The sequence below is a fragment of the Faecalicatena contorta genome (assembly GCF_022835095.1).
GTDB lineage: Bacteria > Bacillota > Clostridia > Lachnospirales > Lachnospiraceae > Faecalicatena > Faecalicatena contorta.
In genome coordinates this window covers 3,947,591-3,965,649 of the sequence record NZ_BQNQ01000001.1, presented here as the reverse complement: position 1 = coordinate 3,965,649, position 18,059 = coordinate 3,947,591, and the positions used below count along the sequence as shown (strand labels likewise).

The 18,059-nt window shown below is 47.1% G+C and carries 13 protein-coding genes; all 13 read left to right on the top strand.

The features are described from left to right. Window positions 1-11: 11 nt before the first annotated feature. The 13 genes from MWG26_RS17725 (at window position 12) to MWG26_RS17665 (ending at window position 18,048) form a co-directional block, all read left to right on the top strand. A complete protein-coding gene (locus MWG26_RS17725; protein ID WP_240285822.1) occupies window positions 12-314 on the top strand; it encodes a PTS sugar transporter subunit IIB in 303 nt (100 codons plus the stop codon). A gap of 40 nt (window positions 315-354) precedes the next feature. Further along, complete coding sequence (locus MWG26_RS17720) at window positions 355-1,812, top strand: PTS transporter subunit IIC (RefSeq protein WP_181969592.1); 1,458 nt, start codon at window positions 355-357, stop codon at window positions 1,810-1,812. A gap of 168 nt (window positions 1,813-1,980) precedes the next feature. Next, window positions 1,981-3,057, top strand: a complete 1,077-nt coding sequence (locus MWG26_RS17715) for a PucR family transcriptional regulator (protein WP_025656396.1) — start codon at window positions 1,981-1,983, stop codon at window positions 3,055-3,057. A gap of 88 nt (window positions 3,058-3,145) precedes the next feature. Beyond that, on the top strand, window positions 3,146-3,388 hold the full coding sequence (gene secG, locus MWG26_RS17710; RefSeq protein ID WP_025656397.1) for a preprotein translocase subunit SecG: 243 nt from the start codon (window positions 3,146-3,148) through the stop codon (window positions 3,386-3,388). A gap of 272 nt (window positions 3,389-3,660) precedes the next feature. Beyond that, a complete protein-coding gene (gene rnr / locus MWG26_RS17705; RefSeq protein ID WP_117441085.1) occupies window positions 3,661-5,826 on the top strand; it encodes a ribonuclease R in 2,166 nt (721 codons plus the stop codon). 13 nt (window positions 5,827-5,839) lie between these two features. Next, window positions 5,840-6,304, top strand: a complete 465-nt coding sequence (gene smpB, locus MWG26_RS17700; protein ID WP_025656398.1) for an SsrA-binding protein SmpB — start codon at window positions 5,840-5,842, stop codon at window positions 6,302-6,304. A gap of 662 nt (window positions 6,305-6,966) precedes the next feature. Next, entirely contained in the window at window positions 6,967-9,498 is a 2,532-nt protein-coding gene (locus tag MWG26_RS17695) for a YhgE/Pip family protein (protein WP_117441317.1), read from the top strand. Continuing rightward, the gene (locus MWG26_RS17690; RefSeq protein ID WP_025656399.1) at window positions 9,498-11,678 is read left to right on the top strand and encodes a YhgE/Pip domain-containing protein; all 2,181 of its coding nucleotides are present in this window, start codon (window positions 9,498-9,500) and stop codon (window positions 11,676-11,678) included. Before MWG26_RS17695 ends, MWG26_RS17690 begins: the two co-directional genes overlap by 1 nt. A 334-nt stretch (window positions 11,679-12,012) precedes the next feature. Further along, window positions 12,013-13,290 (top strand): sugar ABC transporter substrate-binding protein, encoded by a 1,278-nt coding sequence (locus tag MWG26_RS17685; protein ID WP_025656400.1) that lies wholly within the window; start codon window positions 12,013-12,015, stop codon window positions 13,288-13,290. Then, on the top strand, window positions 13,287-14,195 hold the full coding sequence (locus MWG26_RS17680; RefSeq protein ID WP_025656401.1) for a carbohydrate ABC transporter permease: 909 nt from the start codon (window positions 13,287-13,289) through the stop codon (window positions 14,193-14,195). Before MWG26_RS17685 ends, MWG26_RS17680 begins: the two co-directional genes overlap by 4 nt. Next, window positions 14,195-15,022, top strand: a complete 828-nt coding sequence (locus tag MWG26_RS17675; RefSeq protein WP_025656402.1) for a carbohydrate ABC transporter permease — start codon at window positions 14,195-14,197, stop codon at window positions 15,020-15,022. The genes MWG26_RS17680 and MWG26_RS17675 overlap by 1 nt, the downstream gene beginning before the upstream one ends. After that, a complete protein-coding gene (locus tag MWG26_RS17670; RefSeq protein WP_025656403.1) occupies window positions 15,023-16,312 on the top strand; it encodes a uroporphyrinogen decarboxylase/cobalamine-independent methonine synthase family protein in 1,290 nt (429 codons plus the stop codon). After that, complete coding sequence (locus tag MWG26_RS17665; protein ID WP_025656404.1) at window positions 16,267-18,048, top strand: sensor histidine kinase; 1,782 nt, start codon at window positions 16,267-16,269, stop codon at window positions 18,046-18,048. The genes MWG26_RS17670 and MWG26_RS17665 overlap by 46 nt, the downstream gene beginning before the upstream one ends. Window positions 18,049-18,059 lie beyond the last annotated feature (11 nt).

Below are 18,059 nucleotides of genomic sequence, written 5' to 3'. Positions count from 1 at the left end.
AGTGAATGATTATGAAAGCAAAAATTAATATAGCGGTTGCCTGTGGCGGCGGAATTTTTACAACAACGGTTGTAACGGATAAGATCAAAGATATATTAAAAAAGGAAAAAATACCATTTTCAATTAACCCTCATAAAATTACGGAAGTCCCCAATCTGGAGGGATATGATCTGATCGTAGTGACGGGAAAGACAAATGCAAAGAACAAGGCAGGCGCTCCGGTGTTACTGGGACTGCCTCTGTTTACGGGAGTGGGAGCGGAGCAGTTTACGGAAGAGCTGCTGGAAGCAGTTAAAAAAATCATGGATGAATAGTATTTATCCTACATTCTACTAAATATCGGGAGGTAGAAAAATGCAGGCTTTGTTACAAATAGGAAATGCTGTTAATAATATTATGGGCATATTTGGGAGCACCATAATCGTACCAGTAGTTATATTCATCATTAGTATGTTTATGCGTGTTGGGGTAAAGAAATCTTTTCAGGGGGCAATCTATATGGCGGTCGGGCTGACTTTGTTCAACGCCGTGCTCGGTGTTCTGATGACAGCTATTACCCCATATGTAACTGCCATGGCGGATCACGTGGGTATTCAGCTGCCATTCATTGATATCGGCTGGCAGGGCGCATCCGTTGTCGTGTACTCCAATACGCTGGGTTATATTTATCTGGTGCTCGGACTTGGGCTGAATCTGCTTCTGTTCGCGCTGAAATTGGTCGATACGTTTCAGCCTACGGATATATGGAACTACTATCAGTTTGTATTCTGGGCAGTTATCGTGCAGTTTACGACAGGAAGTTTTGCACTGGGTGTTGCAGCGGCGGTTATGTGCAACCTGGTGGTACTTCTGATCGCAGATATTATCGCACCGTCTCTGCAGGAATTTAACGGTTATGACAACCTTACACTTACCAGTGTTCCCTCCGGAGGAGCGCCATTTGCCATGATTGTAAGATGGATCATATTAAAATTAAAGATTAAAACAAAACCGGTCAGTGCGGAGCGGCTGCAGGAAAAATTGGGATTTTGGGGAGAACCTCTTTCCATCGGCCTGGTAGTAGGGCTGTTGATAACGATTTTGGGTTCAATCACCGGTCTGGCAAATGTAAATACATGGGCCGGAATCCTGACAGCGTCAATTACCATTGCGGCGGTTATGGTTATTTATCCCTCAGTTTCCGGACTTTTTGTGAAAGGACTGATTCCATTGAGTCAGTCCATGCAGGCACGTGCACGTTCCGGCAGCTCGAATAGAAAGTATTTTCATATTGCCATGGATCCGGCAGTTTTCTTTGGAAACGGGGATAATATGGCAGCAGCGCTGATCCTGATTCCGATCGTATTCTTTATATCCATTATTTTGCCGGGGAATAAGATTCTGATGCTTGCAGATATTCCGGCCATGGCATTTATGACGGCGGGGCTGATCTGCGTATTCCGGGGAGATATTCTGATGACTGTGGTCTCCGGGGCAGTCTGGTTCAATGTGGCAAATGTGCTGAATTCGGATGTCTGCGCCGCGTTTACAAAGGCTGCGGAATCCGCAGGTGTAGCTTCACAGATGGACTCTGTTTCCAATGCCTTTGCCCAGGGGCTTGGAATTGCCTCATGGACGGTAGGTACGAATCCGGTATTATATCTGGTATACAAAGCATTTTCGGCAGACGGTATGATGCGGATAGTTGGGATTATTATCGTTGTTGTGGTATATCTGGCTATCTATCTTTCATTTCGGAAAAATAAAAAGCTATGGTGGGTTGCCGCAGGCGCAAGTGAAGAATACCTGATGGAGAGAGGATACATAGAATAATGTAAAGAAAAGCCCATTGGAAGGTAGTGAAAACTGCTTCCGTGGGCTTTGCCGGCGTAAAAATATGTGTTATAATAATTTGCACTAGACTGTGAAGCAGAGTGGCATATTGCGATAATGAATTTTCAGACACGCTCTAGTCTGAATAATTGAAGGCGGTGTGGAAAGATGGCAGACAGGTTCTTCCAGGGATATATATATCAGTTACAAAAAAGTATATACAGAACGTTTGGCGTGATTGACAATAAGGAGATCGTTTCATGCAGCAATCAGGAGATGATAGGGACCACGAATTCCTTTAATCTGATGAAGCAGAAGAACGAGGAAGGCAGATGCTTTTTTATTAAAAATAATACATATCGTATCTTCTATGAGAACAGTTTTGTTCGGTTTGCAGTTTTTGTCGAAGGAACCGATAAGGAGGCAGAGGACTATGCAACGATACTATCCGTCTGCTTTACGGGCATGAAATCCTATTTTGAAGAGAAGTACAGCCGGGATTTGTTTTACAAAGCGCTTTTTCTGGAAAATATTCTGGCGGCTGACATAAATGTAAGGGCCAAGATGCTGAAGATTCCCCCGATTATGGCACGGGCAGTATTTTTACTGAGATTTTCCCATGTGGATACGGAGTGGAATCTGAATATGCTGATCCAGAACGTAGAGGAATCCGAGAAATACGAAGTATTTTCTATGACGGAAACGGACATAATTGTTATTGTGAAGGCAAAAACGAATACTTCTCATGCGGAGCTGGAGACAATTGGCATTACATTTCAGAAAAAGGCGGCGGAAATCTTCAAATCCTCCCCGGTTATCGGAATCGGAAGTATTGTTACCGACATCCGGCAGCTGGCGGATTCATATAAGGAATCACTTTATGTTCTGGAGCTGCTGTATCTGTTTGAGGGAAGCAGGACAGTCATAGATTATAATCATCTGGGGATCAAGCGCCTGATCTATCAGCTGCCGATTCCCTTATGCGAGGTGTATCTGGATGAGGTGTTTATAAAAGGCGGATTCGACACATTGGAAAATGAGACGCTGGAGACTGTAAAATGCTTTTTTGAAAATAATCTCAATGTTTCGGAGACGGCAAGGAAGCTCTTTATTCACAGGAATACCCTGATGTACAGGCTGGAAAAGATTAAAAAGCTGACGGGGCTGGATGTGCGTATCTTTGACCACGCAATTGTATTTAAGATCGCAATGCTGATCCATATCCATATTAAGTGTAAAGGGTAAGACAGGGCTTCAACTTTAGAAAAGTTGTTGCAGAATCTTTCCAATTGTGGTAAAATGATCATGGTTTATCCGCAGGAGGTGTAAAAGAATGGATATTTTGAAAATAATATTAACAATTATATTTGTAATAGATTGTATTGCTCTTTCAGCAATTATCCTTCTTCAGGAGGGAAAGTCGGCCGGACTTGGGACGATCAGCGGGGCGGCTGATACTTACTGGGGACAGAATAAGGGACGTTCAATGGAAGGTGCTCTTGTAAAGTCCACAAAGTTCCTTGCTATTTTATTTATGGTTTTGGCACTGGTTTTGAACCTGGGTGTATTTAACTAAGAAGATAAGATGATTGAACACTCTATACAGATATAGAGTGTTTTTTATTATAATATAGGAAATTCCGCTGGAATTTCCTATATTATAATAACCCTCCGGGGGATGCACACGCCGCGATAAAGTATATAGCCGCAAGGCGGTATCGCGGCAGCGCCAAAGTGTGCAAGCCTCTCATGAGTGAGAGGCTTGCATACTTTGATATATAAGTTGGAGTGGACTTGCCCACTTTGTTTTATAGAAAAGTTCCAAAGTAATAGAAAGAAGGTGAGAATATGAACCAGAATTTTGAAAAAAGAAAAAAAGTCATTTACGATTTTATCTGTGACGATATGTATGTACCGATGAAGATCAAGGAGATAGCGATTGTCCTTCAGATCCCCAAAGAGCAGCGCAGTGAGCTGAAGGAAGTGCTGGACTCACTGGAGGAAGAAGGAAAGATCCATGTGTCCAAAAAAGGAAAATATACGAAGGGAGAGGCCAGGCGCCTGACCGGTGTATTTCAGGCCAATGCCCGGGGATTCGGGTTTGTGATACAGGAAGGGGAAGAAGAGGATATCTTTATTCCTGAGGAGAACATTGGAGGCGCGTTCCAGGGCGATCAGGTGGAGTTCGTGGTCACGAAGGAAGCGGACAGCAGGCTTGGAGCGGACGGAAAGCGAAAAGAAGGCAGGATTGTGCGTATTCTTTCGCATGGAACGACGAAAGTAGTCGGCCTGTATGAAAAATGCAAAAGCTTTGGATTTGTGCGCCCGGACAGCCAGCGTGTCCTGAATGATATTTATATTCCTGAGGGAAAAGACAAAGGAGCCATGACCGGACACAAGGTGGTGGTAGAACTGACCTCCTACGGCGGCCAGGACATGAAGCCGGAGGGCCGTGTTGTTGAAATTATAGGACACATTAATGACCCGGGGACAGATATTATGTCCATTGTGAAAGGATATGACCTGCCCGTGGAGTTCCCAGAGCGGGTGCTGAATCAGGCAGAGCGTGTGGGAAAAGAAGTAAGCGAGGCTGATATGGCCGGCAGAATGGATCTGCGGGGCTGGCAGATGGTGACCATTGACGGAGAAGATGCAAAGGATCTGGATGATGCGGTTTCCCTTACAAAAGAAGGGGATTTTTACCGGCTTGGCGTCCACATCGCCGATGTTTCGAATTACGTTCAGGAGAAAAGCGCCCTGGACAGGGAGGCCTTGAAACGGGGGACAAGCGTCTATCTGGCAGACAGAGTCATCCCCATGCTGCCCCATAAGCTGTCCAACGGAATCTGTTCCCTGAACGCAGGAGAAAACAGGCTGGCGCTCAGCTGCATTATGACCATCAATGAAAACGGAGAAGTAGTTGATCACGAGATCGCAGAGACTGTGATCCGGGTCGATGAGCGCATGAGCTATACAAGTGTGGCGAAGATACTAAAGGAGCAGGAAGCGTCCATATTAGATGGCGGGGAAAGCAGCAAATACAAGGAGCTCGTGCCGATGTTTCTTCTGATGGCGGAACTTTCAGGCGTACTGCGTGAGAAACGCAGAAAGCGGGGGTCTATTGACTTTGATTTCCCGGAGACCAAGATGATCCTGGATGAAAATGGGAAACCAGTCGACATCAAACCCTATGACCGGAATGTGGCAACAAAGCTCATCGAAGATTTTATGCTGATGGCAAACGAAACCGTTGCAGAAGAGTATTTCTGGAGAGAGCTGCCTTTCCTGTACCGTACCCACGAACAGCCGGATGAAGAAAAGATCCGGAAACTGAGTACTTTTATCAATAATTTCGGTTATCACATCCATGTGGGAAACAGTGAGATCAGGCCCAAGGAGGTTCAGAAACTCCTTGGAAAAGTAGAAGGAACGCCGCAGGAGCCGCTGATCAGCCGTCTGGCTCTGCGCTCGATGAAGCAGGCAAAGTATACGCCCGAGAACACCGGCCACTTTGGCCTGGCAGCAAAATATTATACCCACTTTACTTCCCCGATCCGGCGGTATCCGGATCTGCAGATTCACCGGATTATCAAAGAGAATATCCGGGGCAGGATGGATGCGCAGCGGGAAGAGCATTACAATACGATTCTTCCGGAAGTGGCCAGACAGTCCAGCGAATGCGAACGCCGCGCAGAGGAAGCGGAGCGTGAGACAGTGAAACTGAAAAAAGTGGAATATATGAGGGACCGAATCGGAGAAGAGTTCGACGGCGTCATATCAGGGCTTACAAAATGGGGCGCTTATGTAGAACTGGAGAATACAATAGAAGGACTGGTCCATGTGACAAATATGCGGGATGACCACTATGATTACCGGGAAGAGCAGTATGAACTGGTGGGAGAGCATACCCGGAAGGTATATAAACTGGGACAAAAGGTGCGGGTGAGGGTACTGGATGCAGACCGCCTGCAGCGAACCATTGATTTTGAATTCTGTGAAGCAGAGGATTTATAGAGGGAGTAGTGCCATGGCAAAAACGGAAGGCAGACTGATTGCCAACAACAAAAAAGCATATCATGACTATTTTATACTGGAGAAGTACGAGGCCGGAATTGTCCTGCACGGGACAGAGGTAAAGTCCCTGCGTATGGGCCAGTGCAGCATCAAGGAAGCATTCATCCGCATCGAAAACGGGGAAATCTTTATTTATGGCATGCACATCAGCCCGTACGAGAAAGGCAATATCTTCAATAAGGACCCTCTCAGGGTAAGAAAGCTTCTTCTCCATAAAAACGAAATAAATAAGCTGTTTGGAAAGATGAAAGAACAAGGCAACACCCTTGTACCGCTCAGAGTGTACTTCAGCGACAGTCTGGTAAAAGTAGAGATCGGGCTGGCTAAGGGGAAAAAGATGTATGACAAGCGGGAAGATATTGCGAAGAAAGATCAGAAACGAGAGGCGCAGCGGGAATTTAAGGTGCGGAATCTTTGATGAATTTACCAGAGGATGCATGGTGGCAGGGGGACGCTCTATGTCAGGGATGCCGGGAAGGCGCTGGGGCTGTATATGCCGCTTTGTTATGCACCCGTGCTGCTAACTGCTTCTAAAAAAACCGATGCCGGATATGCGGGTACGGAGAACACATCACGGGAAATCTGATGATTTCCCGTGATGTGTTCTCCGTACCCGCATATCCGGCATCGGTTTTTTTAGAAGCAGTTAGCAGCACGGGTGCATAACAAAGCGGCATATACAGCCCCAGCGCCTTCCCGGCATCCCTGACATAGAGCTGGCTCTTTCAATCGGCAGGTATTGTTTATTCATGGGGGGATTTGTGGACGAGGGCAGCGGATGGGGATCGCCTGTGTGTATCTTGCCTCTTTGGGGTGTTTATATAGACCTAGTAATTTACTGCACAAAAATATTTCCTATCATCTATATCCATCCGACGCACCCGTCCGGGAATCCCCACGGGGGGAATGAGATTTCCTGCCGGTTGGATGAGCCAGCCCCCCGTCCCGTTCTATGTCAGGCGTCCTTTCATCCACCTTCATCCGAAACTTATAAAAAATATGACCAATCGTCATTTTTGTGTTGTTTTCCTGGTTTGTTTTTGTTATACTTAACCCGATATATGCAGGAGGGCATTCATTATGAAAAAAGCATTTCGGATATTCAAAAGGGATCTTGGGCGTCTTGTACATAACCGGGTCGCCGTGATTGTGATGGCAGGCGTTTGTGTCCTGCCGTCTTTGTATGCGTGGTTTAATATTGCCGCTAATATGGATCCATACAGCAATACGCAGGGGATTAAGGTGGCTGTGGCCAATCATGATACGGAAGCGGAAAATGAACTGATTACCCTGAATGCGGGGGATCGTATTGAGGAGAATCTGAGGGAAAATGATCAGCTGGGGTGGACATTCGTGGAGGAATCCCAGGCTGTGGAAGGGGTGAAGTCAGGAAAGTATTATGCGGCTATCGTGATACCGGAGGATTTCAGCAGTTCGCTTCTGAGCATTATCTCGGGGTATCCGGTAAAGCCCCGGCTGGATTACTATATTAATGAAAAGAAAAATGCGATCGCTCCTAAGATCACAGACACGGGGGCAGGCACCGTGCAGCAGGAGATCAACGACACTTTTTCCTCTGTGGCGGCAGAGACGATTTCAAAACTGATCCAAAGCTCGGTCACCCGGCTTTCCGGGGATATGGGCAGTATGAATACGGAAGTGATGTCTATGCTGTCTGAGATTCAGCAGAATCTGGGGCAGTATCAGACTGTGCTGAAGAATTTTCAGGACACGGTCGGAGATAGTTCCGGGCAGATCAGCAATACGCAGGAAGTGCTGGACAGTGTGAAATCGGCTGCGTCAGCGGGTTCGGACACATTGTCGGATACTGCTTCTGTACTGAGCAGCGGACGAGGCAGTATTGGGGAATTTTCTTCTGCATTTTCCGGCAGCCTATCGGACGGGGAGAACTGGCTTAACAATATTTACGGCTCGGCATCCGACAGCCTGAGTTCCCTTAAGAATCAGGCGGACACGGTGAACGGGGCAGTGAAAGATGGAATTGATTCGGTACAGAATCTGGTGGATACAAACAGCAGTATTCTGGAAAAGCTGGAGGAAATCAATGCGGATCTGCCGGATGCGCTTAAGGAGGCTGTTTCCGGACGTATTGCTGAGCTGCAGGCGCAGAATGAGGAGTTTCAAACTCTTCTGGACTCATTGAGCCAGAGCAATGCCAGTATGGGAAATGCAATGGACACCGCGCAAAGCACCAAGGAGCAGCTGGAAACGCTGGTATCTCAGAGCCGGCAGTCGCTGCGGGATTACCGTACGAACTTTGACCAGACGCTTCTGCCCCAGCTGAATGAGTCAATGGATACTTTTTCTGCCCTGGGCGGGGAAATGTCCGCTGCGCTGTCTGGCGTATCGGCCTCCACAGACCAGTTGGAGGAAATCCTGTCCCAGCTAGGCACAAGCCTTGAGGACAGTTCTAAGGCGCTGGGCAGGACCGGGGATTCTGTATCCTCTTTGAAGGGGCAGATGGACCGGATTGTGACGGATCTGCAGACATTGCAGAGTTCGGAGGCTTATCAGCAATTTCTTTCACTGGAGGGGCTGGACGCGGACTCCATTGCAGAGTTTATGGCATCGCCGGTGAACATTCGAAGTGAAACTCTGTACAGTGTAAAGAATTACGGTTCTTCCATGACTCCTTTTTACACAAATCTGGCGCTCTGGGTAGGCGGAATTGTATTAATTGCGATTCTTAAAATGGAAGTTGACAGAGGCGGTGGTGTCAGGCATTTCTCTACATCCGAGGCATACTTCGGCAGATGGCTTCTCTTTGCTGCGATCGGCCTTATCCAGGGGCTGATCGTATGTCTGGGGGACCTGTGGCTTTTGAAGGTGCAGTGCCTCCATCCCGCTGCCTTTGTACTCACGGGAATGTTCTGCTCCTTTGTGTATGTGAACCTGATCTATGCCCTGTCAAGTGCGCTGAAGCATATTGGGAAGGCGCTTTGTATCATACTGGTAATTCTGCAGATTCCGGGATCTGCGGGTACATATCCGATTGAGATGACGCCGCCGTTCTTCCAAAAGCTGCACCCTCTGCTTCCCTTTACTTATGGAATCAATGCAATGAGAGAGGCGATTGCAGGAATGTATGGAAATGCCTTCTGGGGCAGCCTGCTCCATCTGGCGGTGTATCTGCCGGCAGCCCTGCTGATCGGGCTTGGACTGCGAAGGCTGCTGGTGAATCTGAATGATCTGTTTGACAGAAAGCTCGGAGAGACAGACTTGATGCTCTGCGAAACTTCGGACGGAAATGGGGGAAAGACGCCCTTCTCCCTGGCAGTCAGGACACTGCTTCGGGATCAGACCATGCGGGAAGAGCTGGTTGCAAAAGCCGCTGCATTTGAAGCAGGCTATAAGAAACGGATCCGTAATGGCTTTTTAGCGATTCTGATCCTTCCGGCGGTCTTTTTGATCCTGATGTTCAGCATAGAGTCGAAGATTGTCTTTCTGGTTCTATGGATTGTATCAATTATTGTAATCGCGGTTTATCTGATCTGTCAGGAATACATCCACGACCGACTGCAGCGGCAGATTGAGCTGGGCTCACTGACACAGGAAGAGCTTCTGGATGCAATGAAAGGGAGGGACGAGTGATGAAGAATATATGGAGCATCTTCAGACAGGATGTGAAGCGGTGCTATAAAAATGTCATCGCTCTGATCGTAGTTCTTGGAATTGTTGTGGTTCCGGCTCTGTATGCATGGTTTAACATTGCCGCCAGCTGGGATCCCTATGAGAATACGGGAAACCTTAAAGTTGCGGTGGCAAGTGTGGATGAAGGGTATGAGGGGGAGCTGGTCCCGGTTTCACTCAATCTGGGAGAGAATGTTCTCTCCGCGCTGCGGGAAAATACACAGCTGGACTGGACTTTTACAAGCAGCGCCAAAGCAGTAGACGGTGTGAAATCCGGTAAATATTACGCTGCAATTGTGATCCCGGAAGATTTCAGCAGGAATATGATGAGCCTCTTCTCAGGCGCAGTTACGAACCCTGAGATCACTTATTATTCCAATGCCAAGGAAAATGCGATAGCGCCCAAGGTCACGGACAAGGGTGCCAGCGCCGTGCAGACACAGGTAAAGGAAGTGTTTATTGAAACCATATCCGACACGGCCATTACGGCCATGCAGGCTGTAGCAGATACGGCAGAACAGGAGGGCGCAGAATCAATTGCCGCCACACTGATAACGAACCTGGAAAGGACTTCCGCCGATTTAAGCGCGGCCGCGGGTACAATCCAGGCATTTTCTTCCATGGTGGTGTCTACACAGCAGATGCTGGATACCACATCAGGGTTTTTAAAACAGTCCAGAGAGCATTCAGACAGCACTCTGAGTGCGCTGAAAGAGAAAGAAAGCTCATTTTCAGATATGCAGGGAGCCATATCAGGTGCAGCAGAAGGCATGAATCAGGCCCTGGCGGACAGCGCAGGTTTTTATCAACAGATGGGGGAAACGATTCATGGGGGACTGGATTCCCTGTCATCGGATGCGGCTGCAACCGCAGCCACTCTGGATCTGTTTTCTGAAAAGATCAGTGCCATCATACAATCCTATACGAACCTGCGGGATGCCCTGCAGGCACTTGGAGCGGAACATGCGGTAATTGCCCCTGCTATTGGCAGTGTTGTGGGAAAACTGAATGAATCGATAGCTGTTCAGCAGTCTCTTTATGATAAGCTGAGCAAAGCGGCGGAGACGATCCGGAACAAGCCGGAGGAAGCTCTTGCTTCGGAGGAAGAACTGGACGCCCTCCTTGAGCAGAATGCACAGAACCTGTCAAAGGTTCAGAGTGAGTATGAAGAACAGGTTAAACAGAATCTGGACGGCCTCTATGCCTCTCTGGGAGATACCCGGAGCAGTATATCCGGGCTTCTGAAACAGTTGGATGAGAGTGCCGATGGTATCTACACTTTATCCGGTTCTGCTTCGTCAGACCTGTCACAGATAAAAGAAACGCTGGACACGTCCGGTTCCCTGCTGGATAAGGCGGCCTCACGGCTGACGGAAACGGTCTGGAAGCTGAATCAGGCGCAGAGCAGCGGCGATTTTCAGACGCTGGAACAGATCGTAGGCGGGAATAAAGAAAGCATCAGCGCCTTCCTTGCCTCTCCGGTAGAACTGGAGACAACCAAGCTGTATCCCATAGAGAATTACGGTTCTTCCATGGCGCCGTTTTACTCCACCCTGGCGATCTGGGTGGGCGGCATCGTACTGGTTGCAATGCTCAAGGTTACCGTATCTCCAAATTCACTGAACGGACTGAAGCGTGTAAAGAATTATCAAGTCTATTTTGGGCGGTATATCCTATTCCTGCTGGCGGGACTGTTTCAGAGCGGGCTTATCTGCCTGGGAGATCTTTACTATCTGCAGATCCAGTGTGAGCATCCGTTCCTGTTTCTGCTGGCCGGCTGGATTACCAGCATTGTGTATGTAAATATCATATATACCCTGACCGTGTCCTTCGGAGATATCGGGAAAGCAGTCTGCGTTGTGCTTCTGGTTATGCAGGTGGCAGGATCAGGCGGGACCTTTCCAATTGAAGTGGCACCGGCATTTTTCCAGAAGGTTTATCCGCTGCTTCCGTTTACCCATAGTATGACCGCCATGCGTGAGTGCATCGGCGGGGCTTATGGGATGACGTATTGGAGAGAACTGGGGATACTGGGGATTTTCCTGGCGGCATCACTTATGCTGGGGCTGGTGCTGAGAAAGCCAGTTATAAAACTTAACACTGCATTCTCAGAGAAACTGGAGGAGACGCAGCTTATGTAAGCGGGAGATTTGGGCTGGAGGGGCTTCAGTGAGAAGCAGGATGTACGGCTGCCGGCCGCTTCCCGATCAATAAGTTTTTTCAATAAAATGTTGTATATTGTAAATCATAGAAAGCACCTTTCTTTGTGTGCATGAATCTTTGGCAAAAGATTCTATCACAAAGAGGTGCTTTCTCTGCGCAAACAGTGCAAAATTATCAGTCTAAAAGGCATTGCTGTTCTCACTACAAGACGAATATATTTTAAAATAACAAAATAGTGCACTTTTATCAAAATGTTATAATTAAAAAGGAAAAGTTTATGAAATATAATGTAATAAAAGGAGGCGAAAAGCTATGAAAAAAGTAATGAGTATGATTCTTGCAGTAATGATGACTTTGTGTTTGCTGGCCGGGTGTGGGAAAGGAGCGGCTGAGGAGCCGGCGAAAGAAGGGGAGGGTACCCAGGAGGTTAATGGGACAGCCTCTGAGGGGGATGGAGAGATTGTTGAGGTGGAGATCTGGGAGTATTTTGAAGACCTGGAGCATGAATATTTTACAGATATTATGAATAAGTGGGGGGAAGAGAACGGGTACCGTTTTAAAATTGTGCAGTACCCTTATGGGGATTTGAATAAACAGTATACCCTGGGGATGGTTTCAGGGGAACTGCCTGATCTGACGATGATTAATAACTGTGATACGGCCAGCTATGTGGAAATGGGGATGCTGCAGGATATTACGGATCAGGTGGAGACATGGGGCGAGACGGAGAATTTTTATGAAACATCCCTGAATACAACAACGATTGAAGGAAAGCTGTATGGACTGCCTTATAATTCCAACTGTCTGGCGCTGTATTATGACGAGGATCAGTTAAAGGCAGCCGGCGTAGAAGTACCCAAAACCTGGGATGAGCTGGCGTCGGCAGCGAAGGCGCTGACCCAGGGCAGCCAGTATGGATTTGCACTTTCACTTGTGAATAATGACGAGGGGACTTTCCAGTACTTTCCGTTCCTGTATTCCAGCGGAGCCGATATGTATTCAATGGGAAGCGATGAGGCAATATCCTCTATGCAGTTTTTAAAGAATATGATTGATGCGGGCTCTATGAGTTCAGAGGTGATTAACTGGTCACAGGCAGATGTATGCCAGCAGTTTATGCAGGGGAATGCGGCCATGATGATCAACGGGCCATGGCAGGTACCTACACTGGAGGGAAATGTACCGGATAAGAACTGGAAATGTGCACCGATACCGATTGATAAGGAACAGGCGTCTGCCCTTGGCGGAGAAGGATTCTCTATCGTCAAGGGAGCGGATGTAGAGAAGATCTGGCCGGTCATGGAGTTTATGATGGACAAGGATACACTGGCCGACTGGGATCATGCAGTGGGCAAGCTGCCACCTAGAAAAGATGCGGTAGATAAGTATTCGGATTGGGCGGACGACCCGGTTCTGCAGGTATTCTTTGACCAGTTGAACTATGCGGCAGTACTGGGGCCGGATGTAAGCTGGCCGGAGATTTCTACGGCAATTTATACGGCTTTGCAGGAGACAATGACAGGACAAAAAACAGCGGAGAATGCCTGTGCAGATGCCCAGGCAGCCATTGACGGACTGGTGGAAAAATGAAAAAAGGGACAGGAAAACGTACAATTATAACGAAAAATACAAGGTATTTATTCTGCTTTGCAGGGCCAGCCTGTATTTATATGGGGATCATAGCAGTCTATCCGATTCTTTATAACTTCTATCTGATGTTCAGAAACATGTCAACCAGAAATTTTATGAACCATCAGTTCGTGGGGCTTGATACAATCAAAGAACTTCTGGATAAAGGCGTTATCTGGACGGCTGCCTATAACACCGTATTGTTTACCGTCGTTTGTACTGTCATCCAATTTGTGATCGGATTTGCTTTTGCCATGCTGCTTAGCAGAAAGTTCTGCATGGCAAAGCTTTCCAAAAGCCTTTTGCTGGTCAGCTGGCTGATTCCAATGACAGTGACAGGGATTTTATTTAAGTTTATCTTTCAGACAGACAGTGGAATCCTGAATTTTATCCTGCAGCAGATGGGGGTGGTACATAGTCCGGTCGAATGGCTGACAAGTGAGAGGACTGCCATCTGGTGCATCATTGCTGCCAATTGCTGGGTAGGGATTCCGTTTGATATGGTACTTCTCTCAACAGGTCTCGCAAACATACCGGAAAATGTGCTGGAGAGTGCTTCCATCGACGGAGCGGGAAGGATTCAGCGGTTTCTCCATATTACACTTCCCATGCTCAGGCCAACCATGTATTCTATCTTGATTCTGGGAGTGATATACACGTTCAAGGTATTCGACCTGGTTCAGGTGATGACAGGGGGCGGCCCCGTAAATGCCACGGAAATGCTGTCGACCTATGCCTATAAACTCGGATTTCGTGAGTTCAATTTCAGCCAGGCGTCGGTGGTGGCTAACTTTATGTTTATACTATTGTTTATTGTAGGAGTCATTTATCTGAGATTTGTCAATGATGATGAGGTGATTGAGTGATGAGAAAAGGCAGAATTAAAAATTTAGGAATCAATGTGGGAGCAGTTCTGCTGGTGATTTTATTCCTGTCGCCCGTCATCTGGATGGTGATGTGTTCTTTTAAAAAAGATGTGGAAATCTTCAGGTTCCCTCCCACTTTTTTACCGGAAACCCCGACGGCGCAGGCTTACATAGACCAGTTTGAAAGCAGCCTGTTTCCGGCATTAAGGAATAGTCTTGTAATCGCGGTTTCTTCCATGCTGATTGCAATTGTTTTAGCAATCCCGGCAGCCTATGGGCTGGCGCGTTTTAAATCAAAGGCCCGAAAGCCTATGATACTTGGTTTCCTTGTAACCCAGATGCTGCCGCCGGCTTTACTTCTGACCCCATTGTTTCTGCTGTATACCAGGCTGCACATCATTAACACCAGGATAGCCCCGATTCTGTCCACGGCCACTTTATCAATTCCATTTATCGTCATTCTTATGCGGCCGTTTTTTGCATCCCTTCCGAAATCGGTGGAAGAGGCAGCTAGAGTGGACGGTTGTACGATGCTGGGCGCTTTTGCCAGGATCATGGTGCCTGTTGCCCGGCCGGGCCTTGCGACGGCGGCGGTTTTTTCTTTTATTTTTGCGTGGAATGACCTGGTATATTCTATGGCGTTTATTTCCGACTCCTCGCTCTGGCCGATGACGACTATGATTAATAATTTTCAGACAAAATACGGGACACAGTGGAACAGTATTCTGGCATTTGGAGTCTGCCTGATTATTCCGATTGTAATTATTTTCATTTTGATGCAGAAGTATATAGTGTCCGGGCTGACGGCGGGCGCAGTAAAGGAGTAGGTGAAGAAATTGATCGAATATATAGACCCCAGAATCATCTATACAGAAGCACCGAAAACCGGTTTAAACGACAGGGAAAAGAATGTGCTTCGGGAACTTGCCTCAAAGGTACAGCATTACGCCCAGGACGCGAAACAGGATAAGAAAAGAGAGCTGTGGTATGCACATAACAGTCTGCAGAGGGTAAGGCCTATGGTGCTCGTGTTTCCGGAAGGGGCCTGGCTTGAGATTCTGCCGTGGGACGATATGGTGTGCAGAGATGAATTCTACCGGGCATACGAATGGATGCTGCGCCGCCTCTGTTACAGGTATGAACATTTTAACGATGATTTTGTAATAGAGCCGGTGATAGAAGTGCCGCTGGTATATGAGATCACACCGTTTATGAAAGGCGGAGCTTCTTTTATTCATATGGATATGAAAGATACCGGAGAGGGGATACATCAGAAGAAAATACTTCTGGAACATATGGAAGATTTTCAAAAGTTTTTCAAACCGGAGTTTTTTCTTCATAGAGAAGCATCGGCAAGGAATCTTTATCTGATACAGGAAGTAATCGGAGATCTGATCGAAGTGCGGCACTGCGGATACCTGGCGCCGGACACAAGCCTTCTGAGGCAGTTTATCGAGATGAGAGGCACGGAACAAATTTTTTATGATCTGTATGACCAGCCTGAGTGGCTTCATAAGGTGCTGGACTTTATGAAAGATGCTGCACTGGAGCTCTTAGACGTGATGGAACCTTATCTTCTGGATACAAATACCGGAAATGACTATATTGGTTCCGGTGGTATCGGATATATGCGGGGGCAGGAAGCGGACAGGGCATTGTATTCGAACAGCTGGGGGTTTTCAGATGCCCAGGAGCTTGCCGGTGTATCGCCGGACATGTATGAGGAATTCGCAACTGCATACCATCAGCCTCTGCTGGAAAGATTTGGATGGAGTTGTTATGGATGCTGCGAGCCAATGACGGATAAATTTGATATAATAAAGAGGCGTATTAAGAATTTAAGACGCGTGTCGGTAAATCCGTGGACGGACAGGGAGGCAGCGGCCAGTGCTCTTTCGGATCGGTACATATACTCATGGAAGCCAGCTCCGACAGTGGTCACCCAGGGTTTTGACGGAGAGATGGCTGAACGCGATATTCAAAAGACTATGGAAATAGCCGGCAGCTGTGTTGTGGAAATGATTCTGAAGGATACAGTTACGGTACAGCACAAGCCGGAGCGTATCCAAAAATGGATTCATGCCGCAAAAAATATCGCAGAGAAAGGGTATGCATAATTATCGCAACAGTACAAAGACTGCTGAAAAAGTACAGGGCGGCACAGCTGAGCACGCAGATTCAAATTCTGCTTACGGTATTTACATATCTGCCGGTTATTATGATTCTGCTTGCACTGAACATCTATCACGGGCAGGATATGATCCGGCATACAACGCTGGCCGCATCTGAGAATATGGTGGATAAATCGGAACATCTGTCCAATTATATGCAGCGCTATATGGAGCCTTATTACAAGGCGGTCATTGACGGAAGTATCTGGGCAGAGATCGAGGATGTTACCAGGGATGTAAAAAGCAACAGCAATCGGATATTTTCTTTATTAGAAGGATATTCAACTCCTACCAACAATGAGGTGGCCCTCATGTTTTTGATGCGAAAAGATGAGTCAGGATATCTCACAATCCGTCTTCCGGCAGGGCAGCAGATTATTGTTACTAAAAATAATAAGATGTTTTACGAAGATTTGATACGGCTGGGAAATGAAGGGATGGACAACCAGGAGCTGGTGACTGCTAAGCTGGAGTATCACAGCAAGATGTGTCTGGGGCTGTCCCAGAAAATTTATAATTATAAGACCAAGGAGTGCTATGGAAGCCTTGTTATGCTCATGTATCCGGAGACAATAGAGTCCATCTTAGAAAGTTCAGAAGGGGGATACACGTCCTATATCCTTCAAACCACGGGCGGCAGCCTTTTTGCGGATAATGAAAACCTGGAATTTATCGATAATCTGCAAGTTGATAAAACACACGAAGACGAAGTGCACTGGACGAACTGGCATCTTGCCTATGCCGTGGATACGGATAAAATCAGAAAAGATATCAGAGGGTCAACACTTGCGGCTTTTTCGGTTGTATCGGTATTATTTCTTTTGACAATTCTATTAGTTAATATATTTATCCGCCGCAGGATGAAGGCCCTGCGCCTTCTGGAAGGAGCCATGTCTAAGATACGCAAAAAAGGTGAATATACGTCACTGCCGTCCGCCGGCAATGCCGAACTGAACTCCCTTTTTGCCGGTTATAATAAAATGGTGGATCAGATTGTCCTCCAAAAAAGAAAAATTCAGGAGCAAAACGAAGAAAAACTGACCGGCCTCAAAAAACAGAAGGATGCGGAGATCAAGGCGCTGGAGCTTGAGATCAACTCACACTTTATCTATAATACACTGAATTCCATTAATTACACGGCAATAGAGCATGAGGACTATGAAACAAGTGATCTGCTGAAGGTATTTGCCAATGTCCTGCGTTATATGACAGAAAACAGGTATGAACTTGTTACGGTAAAGCAGGAGATTGTCTGGCTGGAACAGTATTTGTTTCTGCAGAGGAGCCGCTTTGACGGGCGTTTTGATTTTGAGATTGATGTAGACCCGGAGATTGAAGAGAAAAAAATACGCAAACTGCTGTTGCAGCCCTTTGTGGAGAATGCAATTATCCATGGTTTTGACAGAAAAAGCAAAGGCGGGCTCATTACCGTTATTTGCTCTAAGGAGGCGGAATCGGGGCTGGTGATCACCATTTCAGATAATGGGAACGGGATCGAGGAAGACATTCTGCACAAGATAAGGGAAGGGATTGCCCTGGAAAACAGCCCTGAAAATCTGGGATTGGGGATGGCGAATACCTGCTACCGGATGAGGCTGTATTATGGAGCGGCGTTTATTTTTAGTATCGGGAGCAAAGGCGGCAGAGGGACAACCGTAACGTTAAAGCTTCCGGCGCTGTAAGGATGGGGGGA